Source organism: Streptomyces sp. SCUT-3 (genome assembly GCF_014083985.1).
Lineage (GTDB): Bacteria > Actinomycetota > Actinomycetes > Streptomycetales > Streptomycetaceae > Streptomyces_H > Streptomyces_H thermolineatus.
In genome coordinates this window covers 2,355,566-2,381,298 of sequence record NZ_CP046907.1, presented here as the reverse complement: position 1 = coordinate 2,381,298, position 25,733 = coordinate 2,355,566, and the positions used below count along the sequence as shown (strand labels likewise).

Below are 25,733 nucleotides of genomic sequence, written 5' to 3'. Positions count from 1 at the left end.
CTCCTGCACGTCCGGGGCGCCCTCTCCCGGCGAGGACGGACCCCGCAGAGGAGGGACCCCGTCGGGGAGGGACGGTCACCGCGATTCGGTGTCGGCCCCGGTACCGGCCCCGGCGTCGGTGTCGGCCCCGGTGTCGGCGCCGGCGGCCTCGAGCAGTTCCAGCTCGGTGGCGGCGTTGCGGCGGGCCACGTCCTCCCAGCGGTCCTGCGCCTCCGGCGTGCGGAAGAGCCGGGGCATGCCGAGCAGGGAGCGCAGGACCCGGGCGCGGCCGGCGCGGAAGGCGTCGTCGGGGACGAAGCCGTACTCCTCGCGGACGGCGGCCGCGTACGCCGCGTACTCCTGGGGCGGGGAGGCGAGGACCGCCAGGTCGGCGTCGCACAGCACCTCGCCGTCCCGGTCGTCCTCGGCCGGGTCGTGGTCCCGGGTGAGCAGCACCAGGCGGGCGACCTCGGCGGCGCGGGCGGCGTCCACGCCGGCCTCGGGCAGGGCCCGTTCGGCGAGGCGGGCGCTGCGCTCCTCGTTGGTGGAGCGGTCCGGCAGGTAGACGGCGTCGTGGAACCAGGCCGCGAGCCGGACGTTCTGCACGTCGTCCGCGTAGCCCGCGAGCAGGTCGATGCGGTCCAGGACGGCCAGCAGGTGGTCGGTGGTGTGGTAGCGCCGCTGGGGCTCGGCCCAGCGGCGGAGCAGCTCCAGCCCGTAGGGGGCGGGGTCGGGGAGGTCGGGCGCCTGCGCCTCGTCGCGGACGGCCCGCAGGAGCCCGTTCCAGCGGGTCAGCAGTGCCTCGTGTGCGGGATGCGTCGTCGCGGCCATGGGAACCATTGTCGCGGACGGGCCCGTGCGGGCGGCACCGGCCCGCCCGCGGCTCCTTCCCGCACAGCGGTGTCCCCGCGGTCCCGCGGGACCGCGGGGACACCGGGTCAGGGCGCGGCCAACTGCTCCGGCAGGGGCGCGGAGTGGACGACGGTCAGCCCGGAGACGGCCCGGGTCAGGGCCACGTACAGGCGGCGCAGGCCGGTCCGCCCGTCCGGTTCGCCGTCCACCACCGCGGCGGGTTCGTCCAGCACCACCCAGTCGTACTCCAGGCCCTTGGCCAGGGACGCCGGCACCAGGGTCAGGCGGGCTTCGGCGGAGGTCTCCTCGCCGGGGGCGAGGCAGTCCACGCCCGCGTCCGCCAGCGCCCGCCCCAGTTCGCCGACGCGGGCGTCGGCGGCGATCAGGCCGACGGACCCCTCGTTCTCCAGCGCCTCCAGGCAGGCCCGCACCGTGTCGGCGGTCGGCGAGCCGGGCGAGGACGCGGCGCGGACCTCCAGCGACCCGGGGGAGTCGCGCACCGAGGTCGCCTCGGCGAGGCCCGGTGCGATGTGCGGCAGCAGCCGGGAGGCGTAGGCGATCACCTCCCGCGGCACGCGGAAGCCCCGGGTCAGCTCCTCCACCCGGGAGCCGGGCTTGCCCAGGTGGGCCAGCGCCTCCTCCCAGGTCGTGGTCGCCCACGGCGTGGTGCCCTGCGCGAGGTCGCCCAGCACGGTCGCCGAGCCGGTGCTGCAGCGCCGTCCGACCGCCCGGTACTGCATCGGGGACAGGTCCTGCGCCTCGTCGAGGACCACGTGCCCCAGCGAGGGGGTGCGCTGCACGAGGTCGTGGGCCTCGTCGACCAGCACCGCGTCCGCGGGCGACCAGCGGGCGCCGCGCACGCCGCGGGGCGGCCGCTCCCACAGCAGCAGCCTCTGTTCGTCGGCGTCGAGGATCCCGTCCGCGGCCCGGGCCAGGAAGGCGGGGTCGGACAGCAGCCGCAGCACCGTCCTCGCCGGGTCCACCGGCGGCCAGACCGCCTTCACCAGGTCCTTGACCGCCTTGGTGCGCGCCACCGCGTCCTGCACGCGGTCGTCCGGGGCCTCCCCGGCCGCCTCCATCCGCACCAGGACCGCGTGGGCGATCCGCTGCGGCAGCGCCTCCCGCGCCGCGCCGTAGCGGACGTCGCGGGCGGCCGTCCCGGCGACGATCTCCTCCAGTTCGTGCACGGGCACGCGCCAGCGCCGCGAGCCGCGCACCACCACCAGCCCCTCCGTCGGCGCGGTGATCCCGTCGCGCACCGCGCGCCGCAGCACCTCGGCCATCCGCGCGTCGCCCTTCAGCCGCGCCACGGCCGGGGAGTCCTCGCCGCGCACCTCGACGTGCGCCACCAGCTCCTCGACGGTGGCCTGGGCCACGCCCACCTCGCCCAGCGCGGGGAGCACCTGCTCGATGTACTGCAGGAAGGACCGGTTCGGCCCGACGACCAGCACGCCTGAGCGGGCCAGCCGCTCGCGGTGCGCGTACAGCAGGTACGCCACGCGGTGCAGGCCGACGGCCGTCTTCCCCGTGCCGGGCGCGCCCTGCACGCACACCGTGCCGCCGATCCCGGCGCGCACGATCTCGTCCTGCTCGGGCTGGATGGTCGCGACGATGTCGCGCATGGGGCCGACGCGGGGCCGTTCGATCTCGGCCCGCAGCAGCGCGGAGGAGGTGTCGGCGGCGGCGGGGTCGGTGAGCCGCTCGTCCTCGTAGGCGGTCAGCCCGCCGCCGGTGTAGCCGAAGCGGCGGCGCAGGGCGACGTCCATCGGGTCGGCGCGCGAGGCCCGGTAGAACGGCTGGGAGACCGGGGCGCGCCAGTCGATCACCATCGGCTCGCCGGCGGCGTCGTGGACGTGGCGCCGGCCGATGTAGAAGCGGCCGGCGTTCTCCCCGGCGGTCTCGTCGTAGTCGAGGCGTCCGAAGAACAGGGGGGTGTGCGCGAGGTCGGCGAGCGCGGCGATGCGCAGCTCGATCTGGTGGCGCAGCGCAGTCGCGTTCACCCAGTTGGCGGTCACGTCGGAGATGTCCAGCGCCTCGGCGTCGGCGCGCATCGCCCTCAGGGCGGCGCGGGACGCGGCGAGGTGGGCGCGTTCGCGCCCGAGCGGGCCGTCGTCGGACGCGGGGTCGGACACGGGGTCGTGCACGGGACCGGGTACGGGGTCGTGCGGGGAACGGGGTGCGGGGCCGGACACGGGGTCGGGCGCGTGGACGTGCGTGGGCACGGCGGACTGCCTCCAGCGACAAGGGGCGGGCGAGACACCGGCCGCCCGGGCACGGCTCCGCCGGACACGGCTGGGCTGCTGGACGGCCGGTACCTCCCACGGCTGCGCACGGACGGCGCATCACGGTTCGGGAGGCGGCAAGGCAGGAGAGTGTAGTGACCGCGGCGCTCCGTCGCCATCCGGTCACCCGCCCGGCCGCCGGGCGGCGCCGGGAACTCCTCCCGGTACGGCCCCGGATCGGTTAGTGTCGCGCCGGGACGGCGAACGGAGGGCTGGTGTCTGCGCGGATCCGCAGCAGGTCCGGAGGCGGCGGGCCCGGAAACGGCGCCGGAAGGCGTACCGGCCCGGCACGGCGCCCTGCTCCCCTCCTGAGCCCCTCCACGGCGCGGGCGCTCGCCCTGCTCGCCCTCTCGGTGGCCGCCTGGACGGTGCTGGTCGCGGTGGCGCGGGTGCCGATGGCGGACATGCTGGTCTACCGCGCCGAGGGCGCGGCCGTGCTCAACGGCGACGACCTGTACGCCCTGCGCGTCACCGAGTGGAACCTGCCGGCCACCTACCCGCCGTTCGCCGCGATGCTGTTCACCCCCACCGCCGTGGTGCCCGTGCCCGTGCTGAAGGTGCTGGTCACGGCCGGGAACCTGGTGCTGCTGGGGGTGCTGGCGCACCTGTCGTTCCGGTGCGCCGACTGGCCGAGCCCCCCGCGCCGCCCGGCCGCGGTGCTGCTGGTCGCGGCGTTCGGGCTGTGGCTGGAACCGGTTTTCCAGACCTTCTGGTTCGGCCAGGTCAACCTGCTGGTCGCGGCGCTGGTGCTGTGGGACCTGAGCCGCCCGGACACCGCGCGGGGCAAGGGGATCGCGATCGGCGTCGCCGCGGGCGTCAAGCTCACCCCGGGGATCTTCGCCGTCTACCTGCTGCTGTCCGGACGGGTGCGCGCGGCGGCGGTCGCGGCGGTCGCGTTCGTCGCGACGGTGCTGGCCGGCGCCGCCTTCCTGCCCGGGGAGACCGTCGAGTTCTTCACCCTCCGGATGTTCGAGACCGAGCGGGTCGGCGAGCTGTGGATCGTGGACAACCAGTCGCTCCAGGGACTGATGGCCCGCGTCCTGCGCACCAGGGAACCGGGCGCCCTGTGGGCGGCGGCCGCGGTCGCGGTGGCCGCGTTCGGGCTCGCAGTGGCGGCCCGGACGGCCACCGCCGGGCCGGCCCTGCCGAGGGCGGAGGCGTGGGGCGCGGTGGCGTGCGCGGTCACCGCGCTGCTGGTGTCGCCGATCAGCTGGTCGCACCACTGGGTGTGGTGCGTGCCCCTGCTGGTGCTGCTGGCCGCGGAGGCGGGGGGAAGCCGCCGGCGGCAGGCCGCGGTGGCCGCGGTGGCCGCGCTGTTCACCTGCCGCTCCCTGTGGCTGGTGCCCAAGGACGGCGACGCCGACCTGCACCTGGCGTGGTGGCTCCAGCCGTTCGCCTCGCCCTACCCGCTGCTGGGCCTGGCCCTGCTGGTGCTGCTCGCGGCCCGGCTCCGCCGCCTGCGCCGCGACGCCGGGGAGCGGCCGTCGGCGGAGCAGCCCGCAGGGCACTGAACCCCCGGACGCCCGGCGCCCCGGAGCGGGAACGGCGCGTCCGGGACACCGGGCACGCCCGGGACACCGGACACGTCCGGCCGCACGAACCGGATGAACCGCACGAACCGCACGAGCCGTACGGACCGCACGAGGCTTCAGGGGGACGAGGATCATGAACGGACTGCTGGTACTGCACGGCGGGACCGTCCGCACGGGAACCGGCGAGGACACCACCGCCCTCGCCGTCCGGGACGGCCGCGTCGTCGCGCTCGGCGCCGGTGCCGAGGCGCTGCGGCCCGGGGCGGACGAGAGCGTCGACCTCGGGGGCGGGTTCCTCATGCCCGCCTTCGGCGACGGCCACGCCCACCCGCTCTTCGGCGGCCTGGAGCACTTCGGCCCGCGGATCAAGGGCTGCGCATCGGTCGGGGAGACCGTCGCCGAGGTCGGCCGCTGGGCCGCGGCCCACCCCGACGAGGAGTGGGTGGTCGGTGCCAGCTACGAGCCGGAGCTCGCCCCCGGCGGCGAGTTCGACGCCCGCTGGCTCGACGCGGTGGTCCCCGACCGGCCCGTGGTCCTGCGGGCCTCCGACTACCACACCGTGTGGTGCAACACCGAGGCGCTGCGCCGCGCGGGCATCACGGCCGACACGCCCGACCCCCGGCTGGGCTGGATCGTCCGCCGCCCCGACGGCAGCCCGATGGGCACCCTGCGCGAGTGGCACGCCTGCGACCTCGTCCTCGACCGCGTGCCCGCCCGGCCCCTCGGCGAACTCGTCGACGCGCTGCGCGTCGCCGGGGACGCCTACGCCCGCGCCGGGGTCACGTGGGTCCAGGACGCCTGGGTCGAGCCCCCCATGGTCGACGCCTACCTCGAGGCCGCCCGGCGCGGCGCCCTGTCCTTCCGCGCCGATCTGGCCCTGCGCGCCGACCCCGACCACTGGCAGGAGCAGCGGGCCGCCTTCGCCGCCGTCCGCCGGAGGGTGGAGGCCGAGGACGGCAGCGGGCTGCTGGAGGCCCGGACGGTCAAGTTCTTCGCCGACGGGGTGATCGAGGGCGGCACGGCGGCGATGCTCGAGCCGTACCACGACGCCCCGCACAGCTGCGGCATGGCGGTCTGGGAGCCCGCACGGCTCACCGAGGCGGTGCGCGCCTTCGACGCCGACGGCTTCCAGGTGCACATCCACGCCATCGGCGACGCGGGCGTGCGGGCCGCCCTCGACGCGGTCGAGTCCGCCCGCCGCGCCAACGGCACGCGGGACCGGCGGCCGGTGATCGCCCACGTCCAGGTCGTCGACCCGGCCGACCTGCCGAGGTTCGCGGCCCTCGGCGTCATCGCCAACTTCGAGCCCCTGTGGGCGCAGTACGACGGCACGCAGACCGAGCTGACCGTCCCGCGGGTCGGTGAGCGGCGCGCCGCCCTCCAGTACCCGATGGGCGAACTCGCCCGCGGCGGGGCCCGGCTGTCCTTCGGCAGCGACTGGCCGGTCAGCAGCCACCTGCCGCTGGAGGGCATCCAGGTGGCGGTCACCCGCCGCACCTTCGACGGGGACCCCGAAGCGGGCTGGACCCCGCACCAGCGGCTGACCGTCGACCAGGCACTCGACCTGCACCGCGGGCGTCGCCCACCAGGCGTTCGCCGACGGGCGCGGCACACTCGCCGCGGGCGCCCCGGCGGACCTGGTGTGGCTGTCCGAGGACCCGCGCGGCGTCGAACCGATGAAGCTGCGCCACGTCCGGGTGCGCGGCACCTGGCTCGCCGGCCGCCCGACCCACCGCGCGGACGACTGACCGGCGGGCCGGAGCCCCCGCCCGCGGACGGGCGGGGGTCGCGGCGCGGGGCGGTGCCGCTCAGATTCCGTCGGCCGCCGGCAGGTCGTCCAGGTCGCCGGCGTCCATGATCCGGTAGGCGTAGCCCTGCTCGGCCAGGAACCGCTGGCGGTGCGCGGCGAAGTCCTGGTCGACGGGTCCCGGGCGACCACCGAGTAGAACCGCGCCGCCCGCCCGTCCGCCTTCGGCCGCAGTACCCGGCCCAGCGCTGCGCCTCCTCCTGCCGGGAGCCGAACGTGCCGCTGACCTGGATGGCGACGGCGGCCTCCGGCAGGTCGACGGAGAAGTTGGCGACCTTGCTGACCACCAGCACCGACAGCTCGCCGCTGCGGAAGGCGTCGAACAGCTTCTCGCGCTGCGCGTTGCCGGTGTCGCCCTTGACCACAGGCGCGCCCAGGTGCTCGCCCAGCTCGTCGAGCTGGTCGATGTACTGGCCGATCACCAGGGTCTGCTCGCCCGCGTGCCGGGCCACCAGCGCCTCGGTGACCCGCTGCTTGGAGGCGGTCGTGGCGCAGAAGCGGTACTTCTCCTCCGGCTCGGCGGTGGCGTAGGCCAGCCGCTCGGAGTCGGTGAGGGCGACCCGCACCTCCACGCACTCGGCCGGCGCGATGTACCCCTGCGCCTCGATCTCCTTCCACGGCGCGTCGAACCGCTTCGGGCCGATCAGCGAGAACACGTCCGACTCGCGGGCCGTCCTCGCGCACCAGCGTCGCCGTCAGCCCCAGGCGGCGGCGGGCCTGCAGGTCGGCGTGAACTTGAAGACCGGCGCGGGCAGCAGGTGGACCTCGTCGTAGACGATCAGCCCCCAGTCGCGGGAGTCGAACAGCTCCAAGTGCGGGTAGCGCCCTTCCGCTTCGTGGTCAGCACCTGGTAGGTGGCGATGGTGACCGGGCGGATCTCCTTCCGCGTGCCGCTGTACTCGCCGATCTCGTCCTCGGTCAGCGAGGTGCGCCGCACCAGTTCGTGCTTCCACTGCCGGCCGAGACGGTGTTGTGACCAGGATCAGCGTCGTCGACTTCGCGGTGGCCATCGCCCCCGCCCCGACCAGGGTCTTTCCCGCGCCGCAGGGCAGCACGACGACGCCGGAGCCGCCGTGCCAGAAGCCCTCGACGGCCTGCCGCTGGTAGGGGCGCAGCGTCCAGCCGTCCTCGTCCAGCTCGATGGGGTGCGCCTCGCCGTCCACGTAGCCGGCCAGGTCCTCGGCCGGCCAGCCCAGCTTGAGCAGCACCTGCTTGATCTGGCCGCGCTCGGACGGGTGGACGACCACGGTGTCCGGGTCCACCCGGTCGCCGACCAGCGGCTGGATCTTCTTCGAGCGCAGCACCTCCTCCAGCACCGGCCGGTCCGTGTGACCAGCACCAGGCCGTGGGAGGGTGCTTGAGCAGCTGCAGCCGCCCGTAGCGGGACATCGTCTCGGCCACGTCCACGAGCAGCGCGTGCGGCACCGGGTAGCGGGAGTGGGTCACCAGGGCGTCGACGACCTGCTCGGCGTCGTGCCCGGCCGCCCGGGCGTTCCACAGCCCCAGCGGGGTCACCCGGTAGGTGTGGATGTGCTCCGGGGCGCGCTCCAGCTCCGCGAACGGGGCGATCGCCCGCCGGCACTCCTCCGACCGCTCGTGGTCGACCTCCAAGAGCAGAGTCTTGTCGCTCTGCACGATCAGTGGCCCGTTGCCCAACGCCGCGTCCTTCCCCTCTGCCGCCGTTTCCGCTTCCGCACGGTTTCGGCCAAGCGTCCAGTGTCCCCCATCGGGGGCGGAACGCGGGAGCGCACTTCGGCGGAGGGCCGGGACGGGGCCGACTGACAGTCAGGAACCGGGGTAAACGGCGGTAACGGATCCTTCGACGAGGTGGGGGTGGGACGACGATGACCCGGCCGGTTCTGTTCAGGAAGAGGGGCGCGCCGGCTGCGGACGACGGTGCCGCGTCCGGAGGGCGCGCGGGCGCTGCGGGCGGCGCGGGGGCACCGGACGGTGCGGACGCGCGGACGGCGCGAACGGGGCGAACGCCCGGAACGCCCGGCCGGCGGGGCGAAGCGCTCCTGGCCCGCGGTGCTGCTGCGGGTGGTCGTCATGGGGGTGGCGTTCGCCGCCATGGTCGGGTTCGCGGTCGTGCTGGCCCGGCTCACCCTCGTCCCGTCACCGGCCTCCGAGGAACTGGTGCACAGCAACCTCGTCCCCGGCGACTCCATCCGCCAGTACCTCGACCAGCCGCAACTGCGCGACGCCGTGAAGCAGATCGGCGGGAACGTGCTGCTCGGGGTGCCCTTCGGCGTGCTGCTGCCGGTGGTGTGGCCCAAGGCGCGCGGCCTGCTGCGGGTGGTGCTGCTGACCGCCCTGGTCATGGTGCTGGTCGAGACGGTGCAGGGGGCCGTCGTGACCGGGCGCGCCTTCGACGTCGACGACGTCATCCTCAACACCTCGGGCGCCCTGCTCGGCTACCTGCTGCTGGGCCGCCGCATCGGCCGCGCCGTCCACCCGCCGCGGCGCCGCTGGTGGCAGCGGCGCACGCACCCCGCCGGGACGGCGTAGGGCGCGGAGGGTGCGGCCCGCACGGCCGGCGCCGGGGGTCAGGCCGCCCCGCCCGCCGGGGCGCCCGCCGCCTCGTCCTCCTCCAGTTCGGCGACGCCGGTGATGTGGTGCAGGGCGAAGGTGCGCACCTCGTCGGTGGTGTGGTCGTGGGCGGTGACGAACCCGCCCTCGACCCGCACCGGGGCGATGACCCGCCGGCTGGCCGCGCCGTCGGCGTTGACGTAGCCGATCCACACCACGTCCCCGGTGAGCACGGCGGCCTGGAGGGTGGCCAGGATCTCGGCGGAGGTGGTGCCGGGCTGCCGGCCCGTGGGGCCCCGGCCCGCGGAGGAGCGGCCCGCGGAGGGCCGGTCGGCCGCAGGGGCGGCCGCGGGCGCCCGGCGGGCGGCGGTGGCGGCGCGGTCACCGGCCCGGACCGCCTTCAGCGCGGCGCCCGTCAGCACCTCGTCGGGGACCGGCGGGCCCTCCACCACCGGGACGGGGGCGTTGCGCGGCGGAGTGCGGCGGGCGTCGGCGCGGGCGATCAGGACGTCCCCTCCGGCGGACTCGGCGGCCGGGGCGTAGCCCATGGCGCGCAGCCGCTCCAGCAGGACGTCCGGCGGGGACTGCGCGGCCAGCACGGTGGGCGCCAGGCGCCGCAGCGACAGCCCGGCCGACCGCCGGTCGGCGAGGATCTCAGCCAGCAGCGTGTCGTCGTCGCAGCGCACGTAGGAGGAGGCGGCCCCCACCCGCAGCCGGCCGTGCCGCCGGGCCACGTCGTCCACCAGGTACGTCAGCGGCTGCGGCACCGGGGTGCGGGAGTGCTCGGCGAGGAAGGCGTGCAGGCCCGCGGCGGACTGCCCGGCGTCCAGGGCGCGCCGCACCGACTCCGGGGTGAACCGGTAGACGGTGGCGCCGCCCTTGGACACCACGTCCGCGGCCACGGCCATGGCCTCCGCCAGGGGGGTGTGCAGCGGGCCCGGCGCGACGGCGGTCAGGTCGGCCTGGAGCAGCACGTGGTCCAGCGGCTCGGGCAGCAGCGGCGCGAGCAGGGCCTCGGCCTCGCGGGCCGCCTCCCCCGGGACACCGCCGTGCGGCCCGCCGTGTGCGGCGGCCAGCAGGGGCCGGACCTGGGAGGCGAGGGCGCCGCGGCCGGTCACCCCCAGCAGCTCCGCCTCCTCGACGGTCCACCGCACCAGCCGGTCGCGCAGCCCGTCGCCGTCGCGCAGCGGCCGCTCCCAGGCCAGGCGTGCCACCAGCGCGTCCGATGAGGCGGACGCGCCCGCGGGCAGGTCGCCGAGGAGCGAGAGGGTGAGGCGGCGCACCTCGGGCGCGAGCGAGCGGTCCAGCCCGGGACCGAGGGGAGACGTCGCGCGGCCCTTGGCGTCGCGCTCGCCGACCACGCCCGCCGTCCGGGTCGCCGCCAGCCAGGCGGCGACCAGGCGCACCCAGCGCCGCTCGGCGGGCTCCCGCAGCCACTCGTCGTACGCCGGGGTCGGCGCCCACGCCTCGTCCACCTCGCCGTCGGACGCCAGCAGCCCGGCGCAGTGGGCGAGTTCGAGCCAGAAGGCGGCGGTCCGCCCGTCCGTCTCCAGCGCGGCGGCGGTGCGTCTGAGGTCGCGCACGCCCAGCCCGCCCGCCCGCAGCACCGGGGGCCCTTCCACGCTCCACGACTGGAGCAGCTCCTCCACGACGCGCACGCGCGGCGAACGCCTGCCCCGCGGCGGCCGCGTCCACAGCCTGTGGACCGTGCTGCCGCAACGGCTCCACGGCGGGCGGCCGCGGCTGCGTCCCGCGGTGCGCCCGGCCGCCCCGCAGGTGCAGGGCCACCTCGCGCGGCAGCACGACGTGCCGCGGCCCGGAGGGCAGCAGCAGCCCGCGGGCGGTCAGCCACTCCACCGGGGTGACGGCCCCGGCCGCCCGGACGTGGCGGGCCGCGTCGGACACCTCCCCGTGCGGCGGCCCCCACATCAGCTTCTCCAGGACCGCCACGGCCCCCTCGGGCGCGCCGGACAGCAGGGCGCCGAGGCGGGCCCGGTCGGTCAGGAAGGCGGTGAACGCGGCGACCGCGCTCACCGGGTCGTGGGTGGCAGGCAGGCCCGCGTCGGCCAGCAGCTCCTGCATGCGGCTGGGCGACATGCCGGCCGTGGCCTCGGCGAACGTCGGCCCCAGCCCGGTCGGCGGGGCGGCGGAGGACTGGCCCGGGCCGGGCGCCAGCAGGTCGCGCGCGGTACGCACCAGCCGCAGCGGCCCCGCCCCGCCGGGGGCAGCCGTCCTGCCGGGGGCGCCGGCCCCGCCCGTGCCGCCCCACACCAGGGCGCGCTCGCGCAGCACGGCGACCGCCCCGGGCAGCGCGGCGGCCACCTCCGGGTCGCCGTCGTCCCCGGCCATCAGCCCCAGCAGCTCGTCGTACCCGCATCCCTCGGGGGCCACGGCCAGTGCCTCGGCGGTCTGCAGGGCGAAGCGGTCCAGGCGCTCCAGCGCGCGCAGCACCGAGGCGCGGGTTCCGGCCCGGGTGGCCAGCTGGGTGAGGTCGCCGGGCACGGGGGAGAGCAGGTCGGGGCGGGCGCGCAGCAGCGCCGCCAGCGCCTCGTCGTCGCGGGCGCGCAGGTCTTCCGCCAGGGTGCGCGGACCCCGGCCCGCCGTTTCGCTCTGCTCGGTGGCCATCCGCTCAACATTAGCGGCGCGGCCGTCGGACGGGGCAGGGTGCCGGACGGGGCAGGGTGCCGGGCGGCACGGGACCGCCGGACGGGTGCCGAAGGGTGGTGTCGCGCCCAGGCAGGGTTGGCGGCCCTCCGTCCGGGCACGACGTTCGGCAGGGAGCACGGTGCTGCCGCGGCCCGGGCCGGAGCGGTAGCGTGCGGCCCGGCCGGTTCGGTGGGAACGATGGGGGTTCGATGGGCAGCGAGAGCGACCGGGAGCGCGAGCCGACGGCGGGGAACGCGCCCGGCACACCCCCGGAGCCGTCCGGACGGTCCGCCCCGGACGGCCCGGACGCGGCTGCCGGCCAGGGCGCGGCTGCCGGCGCGGCCGGAGAGCCCCGGCCCCACCTCCCGCCGCAGTCCCGGCCGCAGCCGCAGGTGCCCGAACAGCCAGAGAGCCGCGCCCCGGCCGCCGGCGGTACCGAGTGGTGGCGGCTGCCGCGGCAGCGCGCGGCCGGGGCCCCGTCGGGCCCGCCGCCCGCGTCACCGCCGTACGGCACTCCGGACGGCCCGGCCCCCGGACCGGCCCCCGGCGCGTTCGGAGGGCCGCTGACGGGCTCCGTGCCCGGCGCCTTCACCTCTTCGCCGGGGGGCATCGAACTGCCGCCCGGTTTCGTCGGCGGAATCGACCCCGACGGCCCCCTGGGCGCCGGCTTCACCCCGGCGTACCCCGCCGCGCCCGTCCCGGCCCAGGCGGCCGGGGACGGGAAGGGCCCGGGGAGGACGGGGCCGCGGGAGGGGCGGCCGCCTCCGCCCCGGCCGTGCGCGGGGGTGGCTGCGGAAGAAGCGGCCGGACCCCGTACCGGCCCCCGCCCCCGCGCCTGCGGCCGCCGCCCCGGCCCGGCGCATGCCGGGGTTCGTGGACGCGGTGGCCGCCGCCCTGCTGGTGGGCGGCGCGGTGACCGGGCAGTGGCTCGCGGCGCTCGCCGGCTGGGCCCTGGCCTGGACCTCCCGGCGGCTCAGCCGCCCGGAGGTGCAGGGCACCGTGCTGGTGGTGCCGGGGCTGGTCGCCGGCGGCGCACTGCTGTGGCTGTGGGGCCGCACCGAGGGGCGCTGGGCGAGCCCCTCGCCGCCGGCCGGCTGGGCGAGGCGATGACCGACGGCTTCCCCGTCCTCCTGCGCGTCGCCGCGGCGGCCTCGGCGGCTTTCCTCCTGTGGCGCTCCACCCGCCCGCCCCGCGCGTGACGGCGGGCGGTGGCCCGGGGGAGCGGCCCCGGGGGGGCGCCGCCCCGTCGCCGGGCGCCGCCCCGTGCCGTTCCCGGCACCGGGCTCAGAGGACCCCGGTGACGGTTCCCTCCGCCAGTTCCTTGATGCCCTTGAGAGTGGCCTCCATGCCCGTGTGCAGCTGGGCGAGGCGCCCGGCCAGCAGCTCCTCCTCCTTCTCCGGCATCCGCTCGATCGCCCGGGAGAGCCCGGAGGGGCCCGGCCCGAGCCGGACGGAGTGCCGCAGCAGGGTGCCGTCGCCGGCGGGCTCCAGGTCGAACCGCCAGGTGGCCAGTGCGTCGTCCGCGGTGCGGGCGGGCTCGCCGAACCGGCCCTCGGCGTCCAGGACGGCCCAGCAGAAGACGCGTTCGGTGTCGAGTTCGGCGATCTCGGAGACGGTTCGCCATTCGCCGATCACCGGGTTGCGGTTGTGCCCCGCGAAGCGCGCGCCGAGCGCGGGGGCGTCGGCGCCGTCGAGCCATTCGACGCGCTGCAGTTCGGGGCTGGTGCGAGCAGGAGTGCCGATGTCGGCCACCAGCTTCCACACGATCTGCGGTGCCGCATCTATGTGGGTCTCGCACCGGGTGCCCGGCCCGTCCGTGTAGCGCACGTCGCCTCCAGGGAGCGTGGGAAAAGCAGTACCGGTCAGTCATTGTGGCTTAGAAGTCATCTCATTTGGCCCGATAGGCTGCCGGTCGTGGTGGGAATGGTTGAGCGGCTGGTGCCGGACGAGTTGTGGGAGCTGTTCCAGCGGGTGGTGCCGGAGGCGCCGTCGCGGCCTCAAGGCGGCGGCCGACGTCGGCACGGGGACCGTGAGGTGCTGGCCGCGATCATCTTCGTGGCGACGTCGGGCTGTACGTGGCAGCAGCTGCCCGCGGCGTCGTTCGGGCCGTCGGGGGCGACGGCCCACCGTCGCTTCACCGAGTGGACCAAGGCCCGGGTGTGGGCCAAGCTGTACCGCCTGGTCCTGGACGAACTCGGCTCCCGCGGCGAGCTGGACTGGTCCCGGTGCGCCATCGACTCGGTGAACATGCGGGCGATGAAAAAGGGGACCTGACCGGTCCGAATCCTGTCGACCGGGGCAAGTACGGCTCGAAGATCCACCTGATCACCGAACGGACCGGTCTGCCCCTGTCCGTCGGGATCTCCGGTGCCAACACCCACGACAGCCAGGCCCTGATCCCGCTGGTCAAGGGCATCCCCCCGATCCGCTCCCGCCGCGGGCCCCGCCGGCGCAAGCCCGGCAAGCTCCACGCCGACAAGGGCTACGACTACCGCCACCTGCGCCGATGGCTGTCCGGGCGCGGCATCCGGCACCGCATCGCCCGCAAGGGCGTCGAGACCTCGCAACGGCTCGGCCGACACCGCTGGACCATCGAACGAACCATGGCCTGGCTCACCGGCTACCGGCGCCTCCACCGCCGCTACGAGCGCAAAGCCGACCACTTCCTCGCCTTCACCAGCATCGCCTGCACCCTCATCTGCTACCGCAGACTCACCAAATGAGATGACCTCTTACACGTACGGGCCGGCCGCTCCCCTGCCGGGTTTGGTGAGACGGGTCACCCCGCCCCGTTGCCGCTCCGCCCCGCCTCCTCGATCTCCCCCGGCCGCCAGGTCTTGTCGAAGAACGGCTGCAGCGGGCTGTAGAGCCGCAGGGCGACGAACCACCCCCGGCCCGGCACGGTCCGGATCCAGTTGCCCTCCGGCGCGCCGTCGGGGCGGTCGGGGCAGAAGTGGACGGTGACCGCCCCGTCCGGGCCGGGCACCGCGGCCGGGGTCGGGGAGGCCTGGCTGCCCGCGCGCGGGAACCGCTGCGGGGTGTCGAGCATCGAGCGGGTCTGGTTGTCGTAGACCGTCAACGACCAGAACCTGGCGGCCGGGACGTCCGGGGGCAGCGTCACCCGGTAGTGCTTGCCGCCGTCGAGCGGGCGGCCCTCCCGGTCCGCGAACGCGAACAGGTACTGCGAGCCGAGGCCGGTCAGCCGCATGGCCAGCGCCGGGCTGATGCCGGTGACGCTGTAGAAGTACCAGGCCTGCAGGTCGAGCTTCCGGGCGCCGTCGTTCGGGTACGGTTCGACGCCCTCGTCCGTGATCCGCGGCGACGGCGTCATGAACTCGTGGCCGTAGGCGAAGAGGCCGTTGGTCCACTGCGACCCCTCGCCGTAGTAGTACGCCCCCGAGTCCGCCCGGGGGCGGAAGGAGAGCGTGCGGGCGGCGGCGTTCCCCACGGCGGCCGCCTCGGCGAGGATTCCCCGCATCCGCTCGTCCGGCCGGAACGGCTTCCCCCTGACGATCCCGATCGCGGCCAGGTCGCCGGACGCCTCGGGGTCGAGCGCCTCGGCGGGCTGGTCCTGCACGAGTTCGGAGGCCATGTCGAAGTACGTCTCGTCGACGGGCGGGACCGTGTTCAGGGCGAGGCCGCTGCCCTCGACGAAGCGCGGCGGGGCGGACTGTTCGAGCGCGGCGGCCCAGGTCTCCGGCGTCCACGGCGGTGCCGGGGCGGGCCGCCCCCGAGGATGCCGCCGATGCTCGTGCCGTACCCGCCCGCGGCGTAGGGATGGATCCTCAGGCCCTGCCTGATGCGTTCCACGGCCGGCTCCGGGCCGCCGCCCCCCAGGAAGGCCCGCCCGCCGAGGATCAGCCGCGTCGTGCGGCTGCGCCGGACGAAGAACCCGTCCTCCGGCAGCGGGCCGTCGTACCCGGGCGGGACGAAGAGGTAGCTGCCCCCGGCACCGCGGTCCGCCCCGACCGTGCCCACGTCGGTGACCCACCTGAACCACATGTCGTTCACGAAGCAGAGGGTCGCCGGGGGGAAGTCGACGACCAGCGGTCCCCGGGTCAGGTCGAGGAACGAGACGAAGTACACGGTGTCGGCGTTCGCGGTGAGGAACAGCGAGGTCGAGTCCATCAGTCCGGAGAAGAGCAGCACGTCGTTGTCGTTGACGCCCGCAGCCAGGAAGGCATCGCGCGTCGCCCACGTGCTCACGCCGCGGTGCGCGTTCAGGAACACGTTGAGCGCGCGCACGTGGTCGAGGTGGTCGTGGATGCGGCGCTGCGTCTCCTCGGTCGGCACGCCGAGCGGGAACTCCAGCGTTCCCAGCCGGGTCTCGACCCGCTCGGGGGTCGAGACGGAATCCACGGTCCGCTGCGGGACCCGTGCGGACTGCGCCATGGCTCCACTCCTCCTGCTGCTCCTGTGGGGGACGGGCCGGAATGCCTCGCCCCGGAACGCCCCGCCCCGGGATTCCCATCCCATCCCGGCCGGGGCGGACGCGCCCCTCCAGCGGGGTGTTCTCCGGCATACGGGTGGTTGCGGCCCGGCGGTGCGGCCCGCCCGGGGCCGGTGCTCACGGCCCGTCGGCGGGGGGCGGGGCGAGGGCGGTCACGGCGTCCTCGACGCTCGCGTGCCTGGTGCCCGGGCGAGGCGTCCGGCGAGGCGGTGACGGTCGAGCTCGCTCCCCGCGCGGGCCCGGAGCCGGGCGAGGTGCAGGGCCACGTTCCCGGCGGCCAGCTCCTCGCGCAGCTCGTCGAGGGTGTCGAGGACCTGGACGCCGAGGCGGTAGGACGCGCCGAGGTCCAGGACCACCGCGCGCACGGCCGGGCCGCCGGCGGCGACTCGGGCGCGGACCGCCCGCCTGGCCCGGTCGACGTTCCCGAAGAACAGGGCCCCGTCGGGCCGGACGACGAGCACCCCCGGGACGGTGGCCGCGCCCGGGTGCTGCTCGACGTCCCCGTAGAGCGGGCTGCCGGGCAGGCGCCCGAGGACGGAGACGTGGACGGCGCCGGCCGAGGCGACGAACAGGACGAGGGAGAGGACGACCGCGAGGAACAGCCCGGGCAGCAGGTCGAACAGGAGCACGCCGACGAGGGCGGTCATGGCCACCCAGAAGCTCGGCCGGTCCAGGCGGCGGTACCGGAGCAGCTCGGCGGGGCGGAGGAAACCGAGGACGGCGACGATCACGATCGCACCGAGGACCGGTTCCGGGAGGTCGGTGAAGAGCGGGGTCAGGAAGGCGCCGGTGAGCAGGACCAGGACGGCGGCGACCAGGGAGGTCAGCCGGGAGGTGCTGCCGGCGGCCTCGGCGGCCGCACTGCGGGAGGTGCTGCCGGAGACGGCGAACCCGCGCACCAGGCCCGCCGCGACGTTGCTCGCGCCGACGGCGATCATCTCGCGGTCGGCGTCGACCTCGTCGCCGTGCGCGCGGGCGAAGCGGTCGGCGATGCTGAACGACTCGGCGAACACGACCAGGGCGACGCCGAACGCGCCGCCGGCCAGCGCCGCCCAGTCCTCGGCCGGGATCGCGGGCAGGTGCGGGACGGGCAACGCGGCCGGGACCGGCCCCACCACCTCCACCCCGTGGTCCGCCAGGTCCGCGCCCGCGGAGACGACGAGTCCGAGGGCGAGCACGGCCAGCGAGGCGGGGAGCCGCGGGCCCAGGCGCTCCAGGGCGAGCAGCAGCACGAGGGCCCCCGCGCCGACGGCGAGGGCGGCGGGCGACCAGTCCGGGGCCCTGCGCAGCAGCGACCAGGCCCGTTCGAAGAAGTCACCCTCCCCGCCGGGCACGCCGGCCACCTTCGCCGCCTGCCGCACGATGATCGTCAGTGCCGTTCCGGACAGGAAACCCACCAGGGCCGGCTCCGCGAGGAAGTTGGTCACGAACCCCAGCCGGGCCAGGCCCGCCCCCACCAGGACCGCGCCCGTGAGGACGGCCAGCGCCGCCGACACCCCCACCGCCCCCTCCGGGCCCGTGCCGGGACCGGCCACCGTCGCCACCGTCGCCGCGGACAGCACCGCGGCGGCCGACGTCGCACCGACCACCAGGAACCGGGACCTGCCCAGCAGCGCGTACACCAGCAGCACGACCGGGGCCGCGTAGAAGGCGTTCTGCGGCGGCACGCCCGCGATCTGCGCGTACGCCACGCACTCGGGCACGAGCAGCGCCCACACCGTGAGCGCCCCCGCCACGTCCCCCCGCGACCAGCCGTCCCGCAGCGCCGTCCGCCTCGCCCCGGTCCCGCTTCCGCCCACAGAACACCCTCGACACGGAGAAACGACCATTCCGGGTGAAAGGGTAGGAGTGGTGGCCGTCCGCACCCGGCAGGCGCGCGAGCCGGGACCGGCCGGTGTCCGCACGCGCGGCGGGCCCGCTCCCCGGAAGGGAGCGGGCCCGCTGTCGTGCACGCGGCCCGCGCACGGGTCACGCCGTGCCGGACCGCCTTGCGCCGGGCGGCGGTGCCGGCCTTGCGTCAGGCGGCGGTGCCGGCCTTGCGGCGGCGCACCACGAAGACGGCGCCGGCGCCGAGCGCCATCGCGACACCGCCGATGGTGGCGATGGTCGGCAGCGCGGAGGAGGAGCCGGTCTCGGCGAGCTCGCCGGTGACCTTGGTCTCCTTCACCTTGTCGGTGTCGACCTCGACCGGCTTCTTGCCGCCGGTCTGCGGCTTCGAGTCGTCGACCGGGCCGCCCGGCTCGGTGCCGGAGGCCAGCACCTCGAAGAAGTACGGGACGTAGTCGTCGTCACCCGTGTAACCGCAGGTGCCGTCCTCGTTGTAGTAGTCGCCGACGGCCACGGCGAACGCGGTGCCGGCCGGGGCCTTGGCGTCCACCTTCAGGCGCAGGTCGTAGGAGACGCTCTGGCCGGCCTTCAGGGAGAACGAGGTGAAGTAGCCGCCGGCGCCGACCTCGTCGGCCACGGTGATCCACTCGCCGCCGGCCGAGTCGCGGGCCTGGAGGACGAGCAGGTTGCTCGCGTAGTCGTGGTCGACGCCGTCGACGTACAGCCACGGGGCGACGTCGTCGAAGTCGGTGTCGCCGTTGTTGGAGATGTTCAGGTCGAAGTTGACCCAGCCGGAGCCGGCGACGACCTTCGAGGGCAGGCCGGAGAGCCCGATCTCGAGGTCGGCGTCCACGACGCACTCCTCGTCGCCCTCACCGGGCTCCTCGGCGGGCGGCTCCTCCTCGGCGGGAGGCTCCTCGGCCGGGGGCTCCTCCTCGGCGGGGGGCTCCTCGGCGGGCGGCTCCTCCTCGGCCGGGGGCTCCTCGGCGGGCGGCTCCTCGGCAGCGGGGGGCTCCTCGGCGGCCGGGGGCTCCTCGGCCGGGGGCTCCTCGGCGGCGGGCGGCTCCTCGGCGGCGGGCGGCTCTTCGCCCGGGTTGTCCGCGGGCTGGGTGACGACGGCGCTGTCGGTCGTCCCGCCGTCCTCCGCGAAGGCGGACGGGGCGGCCAGCAGGGCAGCGGGCGCGATGGCTGCGGTCGCTGCGACCGTGGCAATGGCACGGCGAAGCTTCATGAAGACCCCTCGTATCCAGTGGTGAACTGGAAGAAAAGAAAAAGAATTGAGCGCTGCCGCCGTGGGGTGCGGTGCGACGGTCAGGAGACTAGAGAGGCCGCGGAGGTTCCGCGAGGGCCTTAACCGCGCGCTGACAGCACGGCAAGATCCCACGCAGGGGGCAAAAGCCGCACTTGCGATCGGTTGCCCATGCTTCCGGTGAATTCTTTGTGGCATGAATCACATCCCCGGAATCGCCGGATCCAGGGGAGTGCGGGCCGACGGAGGCGGGAGCGGGAGTGGCCGGCGACGTGTCCGGTCGGTGTCTGTCAGTGGCACCCGCAGTGCCACGGCCGTGCGGAGGCGGCGGTGTGCTGCCGGACGGCCGGTTCCGGGCGTCCCCGGAGCCGGCCGTCCCTTCAGTCGTGACCTGGCCGCTGTCCCCTGCGGATCGGTCACAGCGCCGGAGCGAGGTCCCACGATGTGCATTTCTGCACGCCTCATCGCCCCGGCGGACCGGCGTTGCCCACGCGTGGTTGTGCGAAACCCGTCCTGGGACGGGGGTGACCCGCCCCTGGATTGGTGCGGACGACGGGTTCAACGAATTCTCGCGAGGGCCGGTCACGCACCGTACGGGTGAAGCCCGGGCGCGAACGGGCGATCCGGAATGCGGCCGGCCCGCGACCGTGGGAGGCCTCCGTGCCCGCGGGCCGGCCGGGCCCGCCGCGCCCTCGGGCCCCGGGGTTCTGCGGGCCCGGGGTTCCGAGGGACTGCGGGCGCGAGGGGGGGGAGGGCGGTCAGACCTGCCCGCGGCACAGCTCCAGCAGCGTCATGGCCACGGTGGTGCCGGGGCGCCCCAGTGCCTCGCTGTAGCGGGAGATGATCTCCATCTCGCGGGAGAGCGCGACCCGGCGGCCGCCGGAGGCCATCCGTGCCCGCTGGATCGACTGCGACACCGACATCCTCTCCTGCATCAGCGCGATGATCCGTTCGTCCAGGGAGTCGATGCGTTCCCTGGCGCTGCCGATCACCGCCTCGGTGCCGCCCGTGCCCGCGGCCGCCGTGCCGGTGCCGTTCGCCTCCGTGCCGTTCGCGGCGCTGCCGGTGGTGTCCGTGCCGCTCGCGTCCGTGCCGTTCGCGGCGGCGGTGGTCCTGTCCTCGAGGCGGGTGTTCATCGTCGTCTCCCTGCTGTCCGTGGGTCGGCCGCCGACGGGTCCGCAGGTCCGGGAAACGACAGGCGCCCCGGGCCGTACGGCCCGGGGCGCCTGTGCGAGGTCTGCTCTGTCGTGTTCAGGCAGCAGCGCGATGGCAGCCGGACCAGCCGGTGCCATAGGTAAAGATGCCGAATGCGCTGAACATGCCGTCCATTATGGACCCGCCTCCGGGCGGCGTCGCACCGGGACCGGATGGTGAGACGAACGGGGCGGGGCCGGGGCGCGGGCCGCAACGGTAGAATCGGACACGACCCCTTTGCAGCAACCGCCGGAAGGCCGCCCTGTGGCATCAGCGCCCCACGCCGCACCCGACACCGTGCTGGTCGTCGACTTCGGTGCACAGTACGCACAGCTCATCGCCCGCCGCGTGCGCGAGGCGCGGGTCTACAGCGAGATCGTCCCGCACACCATGCCGGTGTCCGAGATGCTCGCCAAGAACCCCAAGGCCATCGTGCTCTCCGGCGGCCCCTCCTCCGTCTACGCGGAGGACGCGCCCAACGTGGGCCCGGAGCTCTTCGAGGCCGGCGTCCCGGTCTTCGGCATCTGCTACGGCTTCCAGGCGATGGCCCGCGCGCTCGGCGGCACCGTCGCGCACACCGGCACCCGCGAGTACGGCGGCACCGAGCTGAAGGTCACCCGGCCGGGCTCCACCCTCTTCGAGGGCACCCCGGAGAACCAGTCGGTGTGGATGTCGCACGGCGACTCCGTCTCCGAGGCGCCGGAGGGCTTCACGGTCACCGCCACCACGCCCGGCACCCCCGTCGCCGCCTTCGAGAACGACGAGAAGAAGCTCTACGGGGTGCAGCACCACCCCGAGGTCATGCACTCCACGCACGGCCAGATGCTGCTGGAGCACTTCCTCTACCGCGGCGCCGGCCTGAAGCCGGACTGGACCACCACCAACGTCGTGGAGGAGTCGATCGCCGCGATCCGCGAGCAGGTCGGTTCCAAGCGGGCCGTCTGCGGCCTGTCCGGCGGCGTGGACTCCGCGGTCGCCGCCGCCCTCGTCCAGCGCGCCATCGGCTCGCAGCTGACCTGCGTCTACGTCGACCACGGCCTGATGCGCAAGGGCGAGTCCGAGCAGGTCGAGAAGGACTTCGTCGCGGCCACCGGCGTCCAGCTGAAGGTCGTCGACGCCGAGGAGCAGTTCCTGGAGGCGCTGGCCGGGGTCTCCGACCCGGAGCAGAAGCGCAAGATCATCGGCCGCGAGTTCATCCGCGTCTTCGAGCAGGCCGCGGCCGAGATCGTCGCCGAGGCCGGCGAGCACGGCGAGAGCGTCGAGTTCCTCGTCCAGGGCACCCTCTACCCGGACGTCGTCGAGTCCGGCGGCGGCACCGGCACCGCCAACATCAAGTCCCACCACAACGTGGGCGGGCTCCCCGAGGACCTGGAGTTCCGGCTCGTCGAGCCGCTGCGCCGCCTCTTCAAGGACGAGGTGCGGATGGTCGGCGCCGAGCTCGGCCTGCCCGACGAGATCGTCCACCGGCAGCCGTTCCCCGGCCCCGGCCTGGGCATCCGCATCGTCGGCGAGGTCACCAGGGAGCGCCTGGACCTGCTGCGCGAGGCCGACGCCATCGCCCGCCAGGAGCTGACCGCGGCCGGCCTGGACCGCGACATCTGGCAGTGCCCGGTCGTACTCCTCGCCGACGTCCGCAGCGTCGGCGTCCAGGGCGACGGCCGCACCTACGGCCACCCGATCGTGCTGCGCCCGGTCTCCTCCGAGGACGCCATGACCGCGGACTGGAGCCGCCTGCCGTACGACGTCCTGGCGAGGATCTCCACCCGCATCACCAACGAGGTCGCCGACGTCAACCGCGTCGTCCTCGACGTGACGAGCAAGCCCCCGGGCACCATCGAGTGGGAGTGACCCCTCCCACCGCCCCCGGCGGTCAACGACGGCGCCGCCACTCGACCCGTTCGAGTGGCGGCGCCGTCGTACCGTCCCGTTCACGGTGGGCGCGGGGTCGAGAATCCCGTCCGTGGGAGGAACGTTGACTGCCGGGCCACTGCCGAACCGGCTGGTCCCTCCGAAGGACGGGTTCACCGCCGACGACCTCGTCGACCTCAACGGCGTCGAGCACGTTCGACCGGACCCCTGCGGCCCTGCGGTTCCGCGGACCCGCAGGGCCGCGGGACCGTAGCGGACGGCGCGGCGCGACGCGGCGGTTTCGCTGCTTACGGGCTCCGGGAGGGTGCCCCGGTGCACAATCGTGCCCTGCACGGCCGCGACCGGAGAGGCAGGGCGTCATGTCCGTCGGGAACCACACCAGCGAGGGCCACGGCATGTGGAGGGCGGCCGCCGCCCGGTACTCCCTCCTGCCGCTGCGCGTCTTCCTCGGAGTCACCTTCGTCTACGCGGGCCTGGACAAGCTCACCGACCCCGCCTACCTGGCCGCCTCCGGCACCGGATCGTTCACCGGGGCCCTCGCCGCGGTCGGGAACACGGCGGCGGTGCCCGCGCTGGTCGAACTGGCACAGCAGGCGCCCCGGGACTTCGCCCTCGCCGTCGCGGTCGGAGAGGTCGCCGTCGGCGTCGGCACGCTGGTCGGCCTGCTGACCCGGATCGCCGCCCTCGGCGGGGCGCTGATCTCGCTGACCCTGTGGCTGACCGTCACCTGGCAGATCCAGCCGTACTACCTCGGCAACGACCTGGCCTACCTGATGGCCTGGCTCCCGCTGATCCTGGCCGGGGCCCCGCTGCTCTCCCTCGACGCGGCGATCGCGGCCCGCCGCAGGCGCCGCCGCGACGAACACCGCGTCCCCGGGTACGGCGGCTACGGGAACGGCCGCCGCGGCGGGTACGTCGGCGGGTACCGCGAGGAGTACGCCGCGAGCGCGGACGGCGCGGGCCGCCGAGACCCGTACGGCCGCGGCTGACCCGTCGGCTCCGGCGGGAGCGCCGCCGCCCCCGCCGGCTCCCTCCGCCTACGCCCGGGCCAGTTCGCGGGCGATCCCGGCGGCCCAGTCGTCGATGTCCGGCCAGACGCGGAAGTCGCCCTCGGGGAGCAGCGGCCGGCCGGCGGGCAGGGCCCTGACCAGACGGTCACGCAGGCCGAGGGCGTCCGGGTCCAGCGCCCCGAAGAAGACCCGGTGCCCCCGGGCCCGCAGGAGCTCCGTGAACTCGGGGATCTCCTCCGGCGCCGCGTCCGCCAGGACGTCCTGCCCCTCCCCGGCCTCGGCGGCGACGGTCTCCGGGGCCTCCAGGGGGCCGGTGCTGAACAGCCACACCGGCCGCCCGTCCGCCAGCTCGGCGCGGTGCCGGCGGACGAACCGCGCGGCCTCCGCGAGCCACTTCCCGAAGTAGACCGCGCTGCCGATCACGAAGGCCCCGTAGCCGACCGTGTCACCGACCTCCTCCACCGGCCGCGCCTCCGCCTCGTGCCCAGCCTCCCTCAGCCTCTCCGCGATGCGTTCCGCGATCGCCTCCGTGGCGCCGTACCTGCTCGCATGGGCGACAAGGATCCTCATGGCTGCGCCTCCCGGGCCGCACGGTCGGTTCGTTCATATTCGACGGCAGCGCCCGGGGCCGCGCAATCGGCGGCCCGGATCACCGGCCGCCGGCCCGCGGCGCCTCCTCCCCACCGGCTCGGACGCCGCCGGAGTCCGCGCCGGGGCATGGTCCGAGGGCCGATCCGGGGTCCGCGCCGGGGGCCGCGCCGACCGGTGCGCCCTCGCGGAGTCCGCCGCCGGGCCGGCGGGCGCGTACCGCGCGGGTGACGGCCGAGACCAGCCCCGCCAGGCCCAGGGCGGCCGCGAGCACCGGCACGACCAGCCACCCGGGCACGTCCCGCCAGCCGGCGGCGTCGACCGCGAACGCGGACGCGATCCCCGCGAACGCCAGCCCCGCGAGCAGCCGGGCCGGCTCGAACTCATGCCGCCTCACGAACGACCTCCACCTGTCCGAGACCCACGTTCAGGTCCAGCACCAGCACGCCCCGGGACCTCTCCCCGTCCACGGGCTCCAGCACGGCGGTGCGCCGCTCGGCGGGGTGGAGGTCCGTCCTGCCGGGCGGGTCGCCGGGGAGCCGCACCGCGCCCATGCCCGTCTGCGCGGTGATCCGGACCGTGACGTCGTCGGGCACCCGCACCCGCAGGGTGCCCGTGCCCACGTCCGCCCTCGTGCCGACGGTGCGGCCCTGCGCGGAGACGCCGGTGAGGTCCAGTTCGGCCGTGCCGCCCCCCAGGGCGTAGCCGTCGCGGACCTCGGCCGCCGCCGCCGGGCGCCACACCCGGTGGCCCCAGTCGCCCCCCACCGACGCGGGAAGCGCGGAGACCCCCGCCAGCAGCAGCGAGACCACCACCGCGGTGAAGACCGTGCCCACGCCCGTGCGGCCGGCCCACGCGCTCACCACCAGCCCCGCCCCGAGCACGGCCAGGGCGCAGGCCAGGCCGATCTGCAGACTGGTCCCGGCCGGGTGCGAGTCCCACGCCAGGGACGTTCCCGCGGTCGCGGCGATCACGGCCAGGGAGAAGACGGCCAGGGCGAACGGCGACTCCTCGCGCTCCCTGCCCCGGGAGGACGGGGCGGGTGCCGGCCCCCACCGGTACGGCTGCGGGCCGGCGGCGGGCGGGCCGTCCTTCGTCAGCGGCTCCTGCCACCACGAGGGGCCCGCGGGGACGGGGGGCGGTTGCGCGGCGGGCGGGGAGGAGACGGGCGGGGTCGAAGCGGTGTCCGCCGTCCCCTCCCCGGGACGCTGCCGCGTCCGGAAGGCGGCGCCGAGGACCACGGCCACCACCGCCAGGGCGAACAGCTGGTCGCTGTTGCCGCCCAGCATCGCCAGGAACAGCCCGCAGCCGACCAACGAGACCAGGACGGCGGTCAGCCCCGCCCCCTCGACCCGGCCGGACAGCAGCCGGTGCACCTCGTTGTGCTCCTCGCCCTCCACCGGCACCAGCAGCCACAGCAGCCCGTAGGCCAGCAGTCCGGCGCCGCCCACCAGCGCGAGGACGGCCAGCACGATCCGGAAGACCACCGGGTCCACGTCGAAGTGCCGGCCCAGGCCCCCGCAGGTCCCGGAGACCACCCGGTGCCTGCGGCTGCGGACGAGCCGGCCGCGGCCGGGGCCGCCGCCCGCTCCGGTCCCGCCGCCCGCTCCGGGGGCGGACGCCCCGCCGCCATGGGCGTCCGTGCGACCGGGGGCGCCCCCGCGTCCGGGTTCGTCCCTGCCGCCGGGGGCGCCCCCGGGGCCGGGGGCGCCCGTGTCGCCACCGGCCGTGGGGGAGGTGTGCTGCTCCGTCATGCGTCCATGGTGGCCCCCCGGGGCTGCCGTTCCCACGGCCCGCAACCCTGGGCCTCCCCGGATTTCCCCCCGGGGGATCCCCCATGCCCGGCGGCACCGGGAGGGATCCGGGGCGAACCCCGGGACGGCCCCGGGGTTCACCCTGATGCCGTCCCGGCCCCCGGC

Annotated in this window: 16 protein-coding genes and 5 pseudogenes; 8 read left to right on the top strand and 13 right to left on the bottom strand. The window is 75.8% G+C overall.

Annotation, left to right across the window (positions count from 1 at the left end):
• Window positions 1-75 precede the first annotated feature (75 nt).
• Both GQS52_RS10385 and GQS52_RS10380 read right to left on the bottom strand, forming a co-directional pair.
• Window positions 76-810, bottom strand: coding sequence for a hypothetical protein (locus GQS52_RS10385; RefSeq protein WP_259370694.1), 735 nt, complete (start codon window positions 808-810; stop codon window positions 76-78).
• 107 nt (window positions 811-917) lie between these two features.
• Entirely contained in the window at window positions 918-2,975 is a 2,058-nt protein-coding gene (locus GQS52_RS10380) for an AAA family ATPase (protein WP_259370693.1), read from the bottom strand.
• A 353-nt stretch (window positions 2,976-3,328) separates the two neighbouring features.
• Between GQS52_RS10380 and GQS52_RS10375 the strand changes: the two genes are divergently transcribed.
• From GQS52_RS10375 to GQS52_RS27645, 3 genes and pseudogenes are all read left to right on the top strand, one after another.
• Window positions 3,329-4,624, top strand: coding sequence for a glycosyltransferase 87 family protein (locus GQS52_RS10375; protein WP_259370692.1), 1,296 nt, complete (start codon window positions 3,329-3,331; stop codon window positions 4,622-4,624).
• A 154-nt stretch (window positions 4,625-4,778) separates the two neighbouring features.
• Window positions 4,779-6,161: pseudogene (locus GQS52_RS10370) on the top strand (amidohydrolase); the annotation flags it as partial.
• A gap of 106 nt (window positions 6,162-6,267) precedes the next feature.
• Window positions 6,268-6,393: pseudogene (locus GQS52_RS27645) on the top strand (hypothetical protein); the annotation flags it as partial.
• 60 nt (window positions 6,394-6,453) lie between these two features.
• Here the strand turns inward: GQS52_RS27645 and GQS52_RS10365 are convergent.
• Window positions 6,454-8,108 (bottom strand): annotated as a pseudogene (locus GQS52_RS10365) (DNA repair helicase XPB).
• Between the two features lie 240 nt (window positions 8,109-8,348).
• Here GQS52_RS10365 and GQS52_RS10360 point away from each other — a divergent pair.
• The gene (locus GQS52_RS10360; RefSeq protein ID WP_259370691.1) at window positions 8,349-8,960 is read left to right on the top strand and encodes a VanZ family protein; all 612 of its coding nucleotides are present in this window, start codon (window positions 8,349-8,351) and stop codon (window positions 8,958-8,960) included.
• A gap of 38 nt (window positions 8,961-8,998) precedes the next feature.
• Here the strand turns inward: GQS52_RS10360 and GQS52_RS10355 are convergent.
• A pseudogene (locus GQS52_RS10355) lies at window positions 8,999-11,606 on the bottom strand (helicase C-terminal domain-containing protein).
• Window positions 11,607-12,488: 882 nt separating this feature from the next.
• On the opposite strand from GQS52_RS10355, the gene GQS52_RS10350 reads away from it, so the two are divergent.
• Window positions 12,489-12,737: a hypothetical protein gene (locus tag GQS52_RS10350; protein ID WP_182313115.1), complete on the top strand. Its 249-nt coding sequence runs from the start codon at window positions 12,489-12,491 to the stop codon at window positions 12,735-12,737.
• A gap of 174 nt (window positions 12,738-12,911) precedes the next feature.
• Here GQS52_RS10350 and GQS52_RS10345 read toward each other — a convergent pair whose 3' ends face one another.
• Window positions 12,912-13,454, bottom strand: a complete 543-nt coding sequence (locus tag GQS52_RS10345) for an SRPBCC family protein (protein ID WP_182313114.1) — start codon at window positions 13,452-13,454, stop codon at window positions 12,912-12,914.
• A 96-nt stretch (window positions 13,455-13,550) separates the two neighbouring features.
• Here GQS52_RS10345 and GQS52_RS10340 point away from each other — a divergent pair.
• Window positions 13,551-14,350, top strand: a protein-coding gene (locus GQS52_RS10340; protein ID WP_259371089.1) for an IS5 family transposase whose coding sequence is annotated in 2 segments (ribosomal slippage) — window positions 13,551-13,886 and window positions 13,889-14,350 — 798 coding nt in all. Because the reading frame shifts where the segments join, the coding sequence is not laid out codon by codon here.
• Between the two features lie 56 nt (window positions 14,351-14,406).
• Here GQS52_RS10340 and GQS52_RS27045 read toward each other — a convergent pair.
• The 5 genes from GQS52_RS27045 to GQS52_RS10320 form a co-directional block, all read right to left on the bottom strand.
• On the bottom strand, window positions 14,407-15,219 hold the full coding sequence (locus GQS52_RS27045; RefSeq protein ID WP_220472753.1) for a DUF1214 domain-containing protein: 813 nt from the start codon (window positions 15,217-15,219) through the stop codon (window positions 14,407-14,409).
• A gap of 35 nt (window positions 15,220-15,254) precedes the next feature.
• Window positions 15,255-16,019 (bottom strand): DUF1254 domain-containing protein, encoded by a 765-nt coding sequence (locus tag GQS52_RS27040; protein ID WP_220472752.1) that lies wholly within the window; start codon window positions 16,017-16,019, stop codon window positions 15,255-15,257.
• 210 nt (window positions 16,020-16,229) lie between these two features.
• Entirely contained in the window at window positions 16,230-17,876 is a 1,647-nt protein-coding gene (locus GQS52_RS10330; protein ID WP_182313113.1) for a SulP family inorganic anion transporter, read from the bottom strand.
• A 218-nt stretch (window positions 17,877-18,094) separates the two neighbouring features.
• A complete protein-coding gene (locus tag GQS52_RS10325; protein ID WP_182313112.1) occupies window positions 18,095-19,135 on the bottom strand; it encodes an LPXTG cell wall anchor domain-containing protein in 1,041 nt (346 codons plus the stop codon).
• 776 nt (window positions 19,136-19,911) lie between these two features.
• Window positions 19,912-20,289 (bottom strand): chorismate mutase, encoded by a 378-nt coding sequence (locus GQS52_RS10320; RefSeq protein WP_182313111.1) that lies wholly within the window; start codon window positions 20,287-20,289, stop codon window positions 19,912-19,914.
• A gap of 322 nt (window positions 20,290-20,611) precedes the next feature.
• Between GQS52_RS10320 and guaA the strand changes: the two genes are divergently transcribed.
• Complete coding sequence (guaA, locus tag GQS52_RS10315) at window positions 20,612-22,195, top strand: glutamine-hydrolyzing GMP synthase (protein ID WP_182313110.1); 1,584 nt, start codon at window positions 20,612-20,614, stop codon at window positions 22,193-22,195.
• 380 nt (window positions 22,196-22,575) lie between these two features.
• A pseudogene (locus GQS52_RS10310) lies at window positions 22,576-23,085 on the top strand (DoxX family membrane protein); the annotation flags it as partial.
• A 168-nt stretch (window positions 23,086-23,253) separates the two neighbouring features.
• On the opposite strand, the gene GQS52_RS10305 reads toward GQS52_RS10310, so the two are convergent.
• From GQS52_RS10305 to GQS52_RS10295, 3 genes are all read right to left on the bottom strand, one after another.
• On the bottom strand, window positions 23,254-23,796 hold the full coding sequence (locus tag GQS52_RS10305; RefSeq protein ID WP_182313108.1) for a flavodoxin domain-containing protein: 543 nt from the start codon (window positions 23,794-23,796) through the stop codon (window positions 23,254-23,256).
• A gap of 79 nt (window positions 23,797-23,875) precedes the next feature.
• Window positions 23,876-24,211 carry a hypothetical protein gene (locus GQS52_RS10300; protein ID WP_182313107.1) on the bottom strand — a complete coding sequence of 112 codons (336 nt, stop codon included), beginning with the start codon at window positions 24,209-24,211 and terminating at the stop codon, window positions 23,876-23,878.
• Window positions 24,198-25,568, bottom strand: a complete 1,371-nt coding sequence (locus GQS52_RS10295; protein ID WP_182313106.1) for a PspC domain-containing protein — start codon at window positions 25,566-25,568, stop codon at window positions 24,198-24,200. Before GQS52_RS10295 ends, GQS52_RS10300 begins: the two co-directional genes overlap by 14 nt.
• Between the last annotated feature and the right edge of the window lie 165 nt (window positions 25,569-25,733).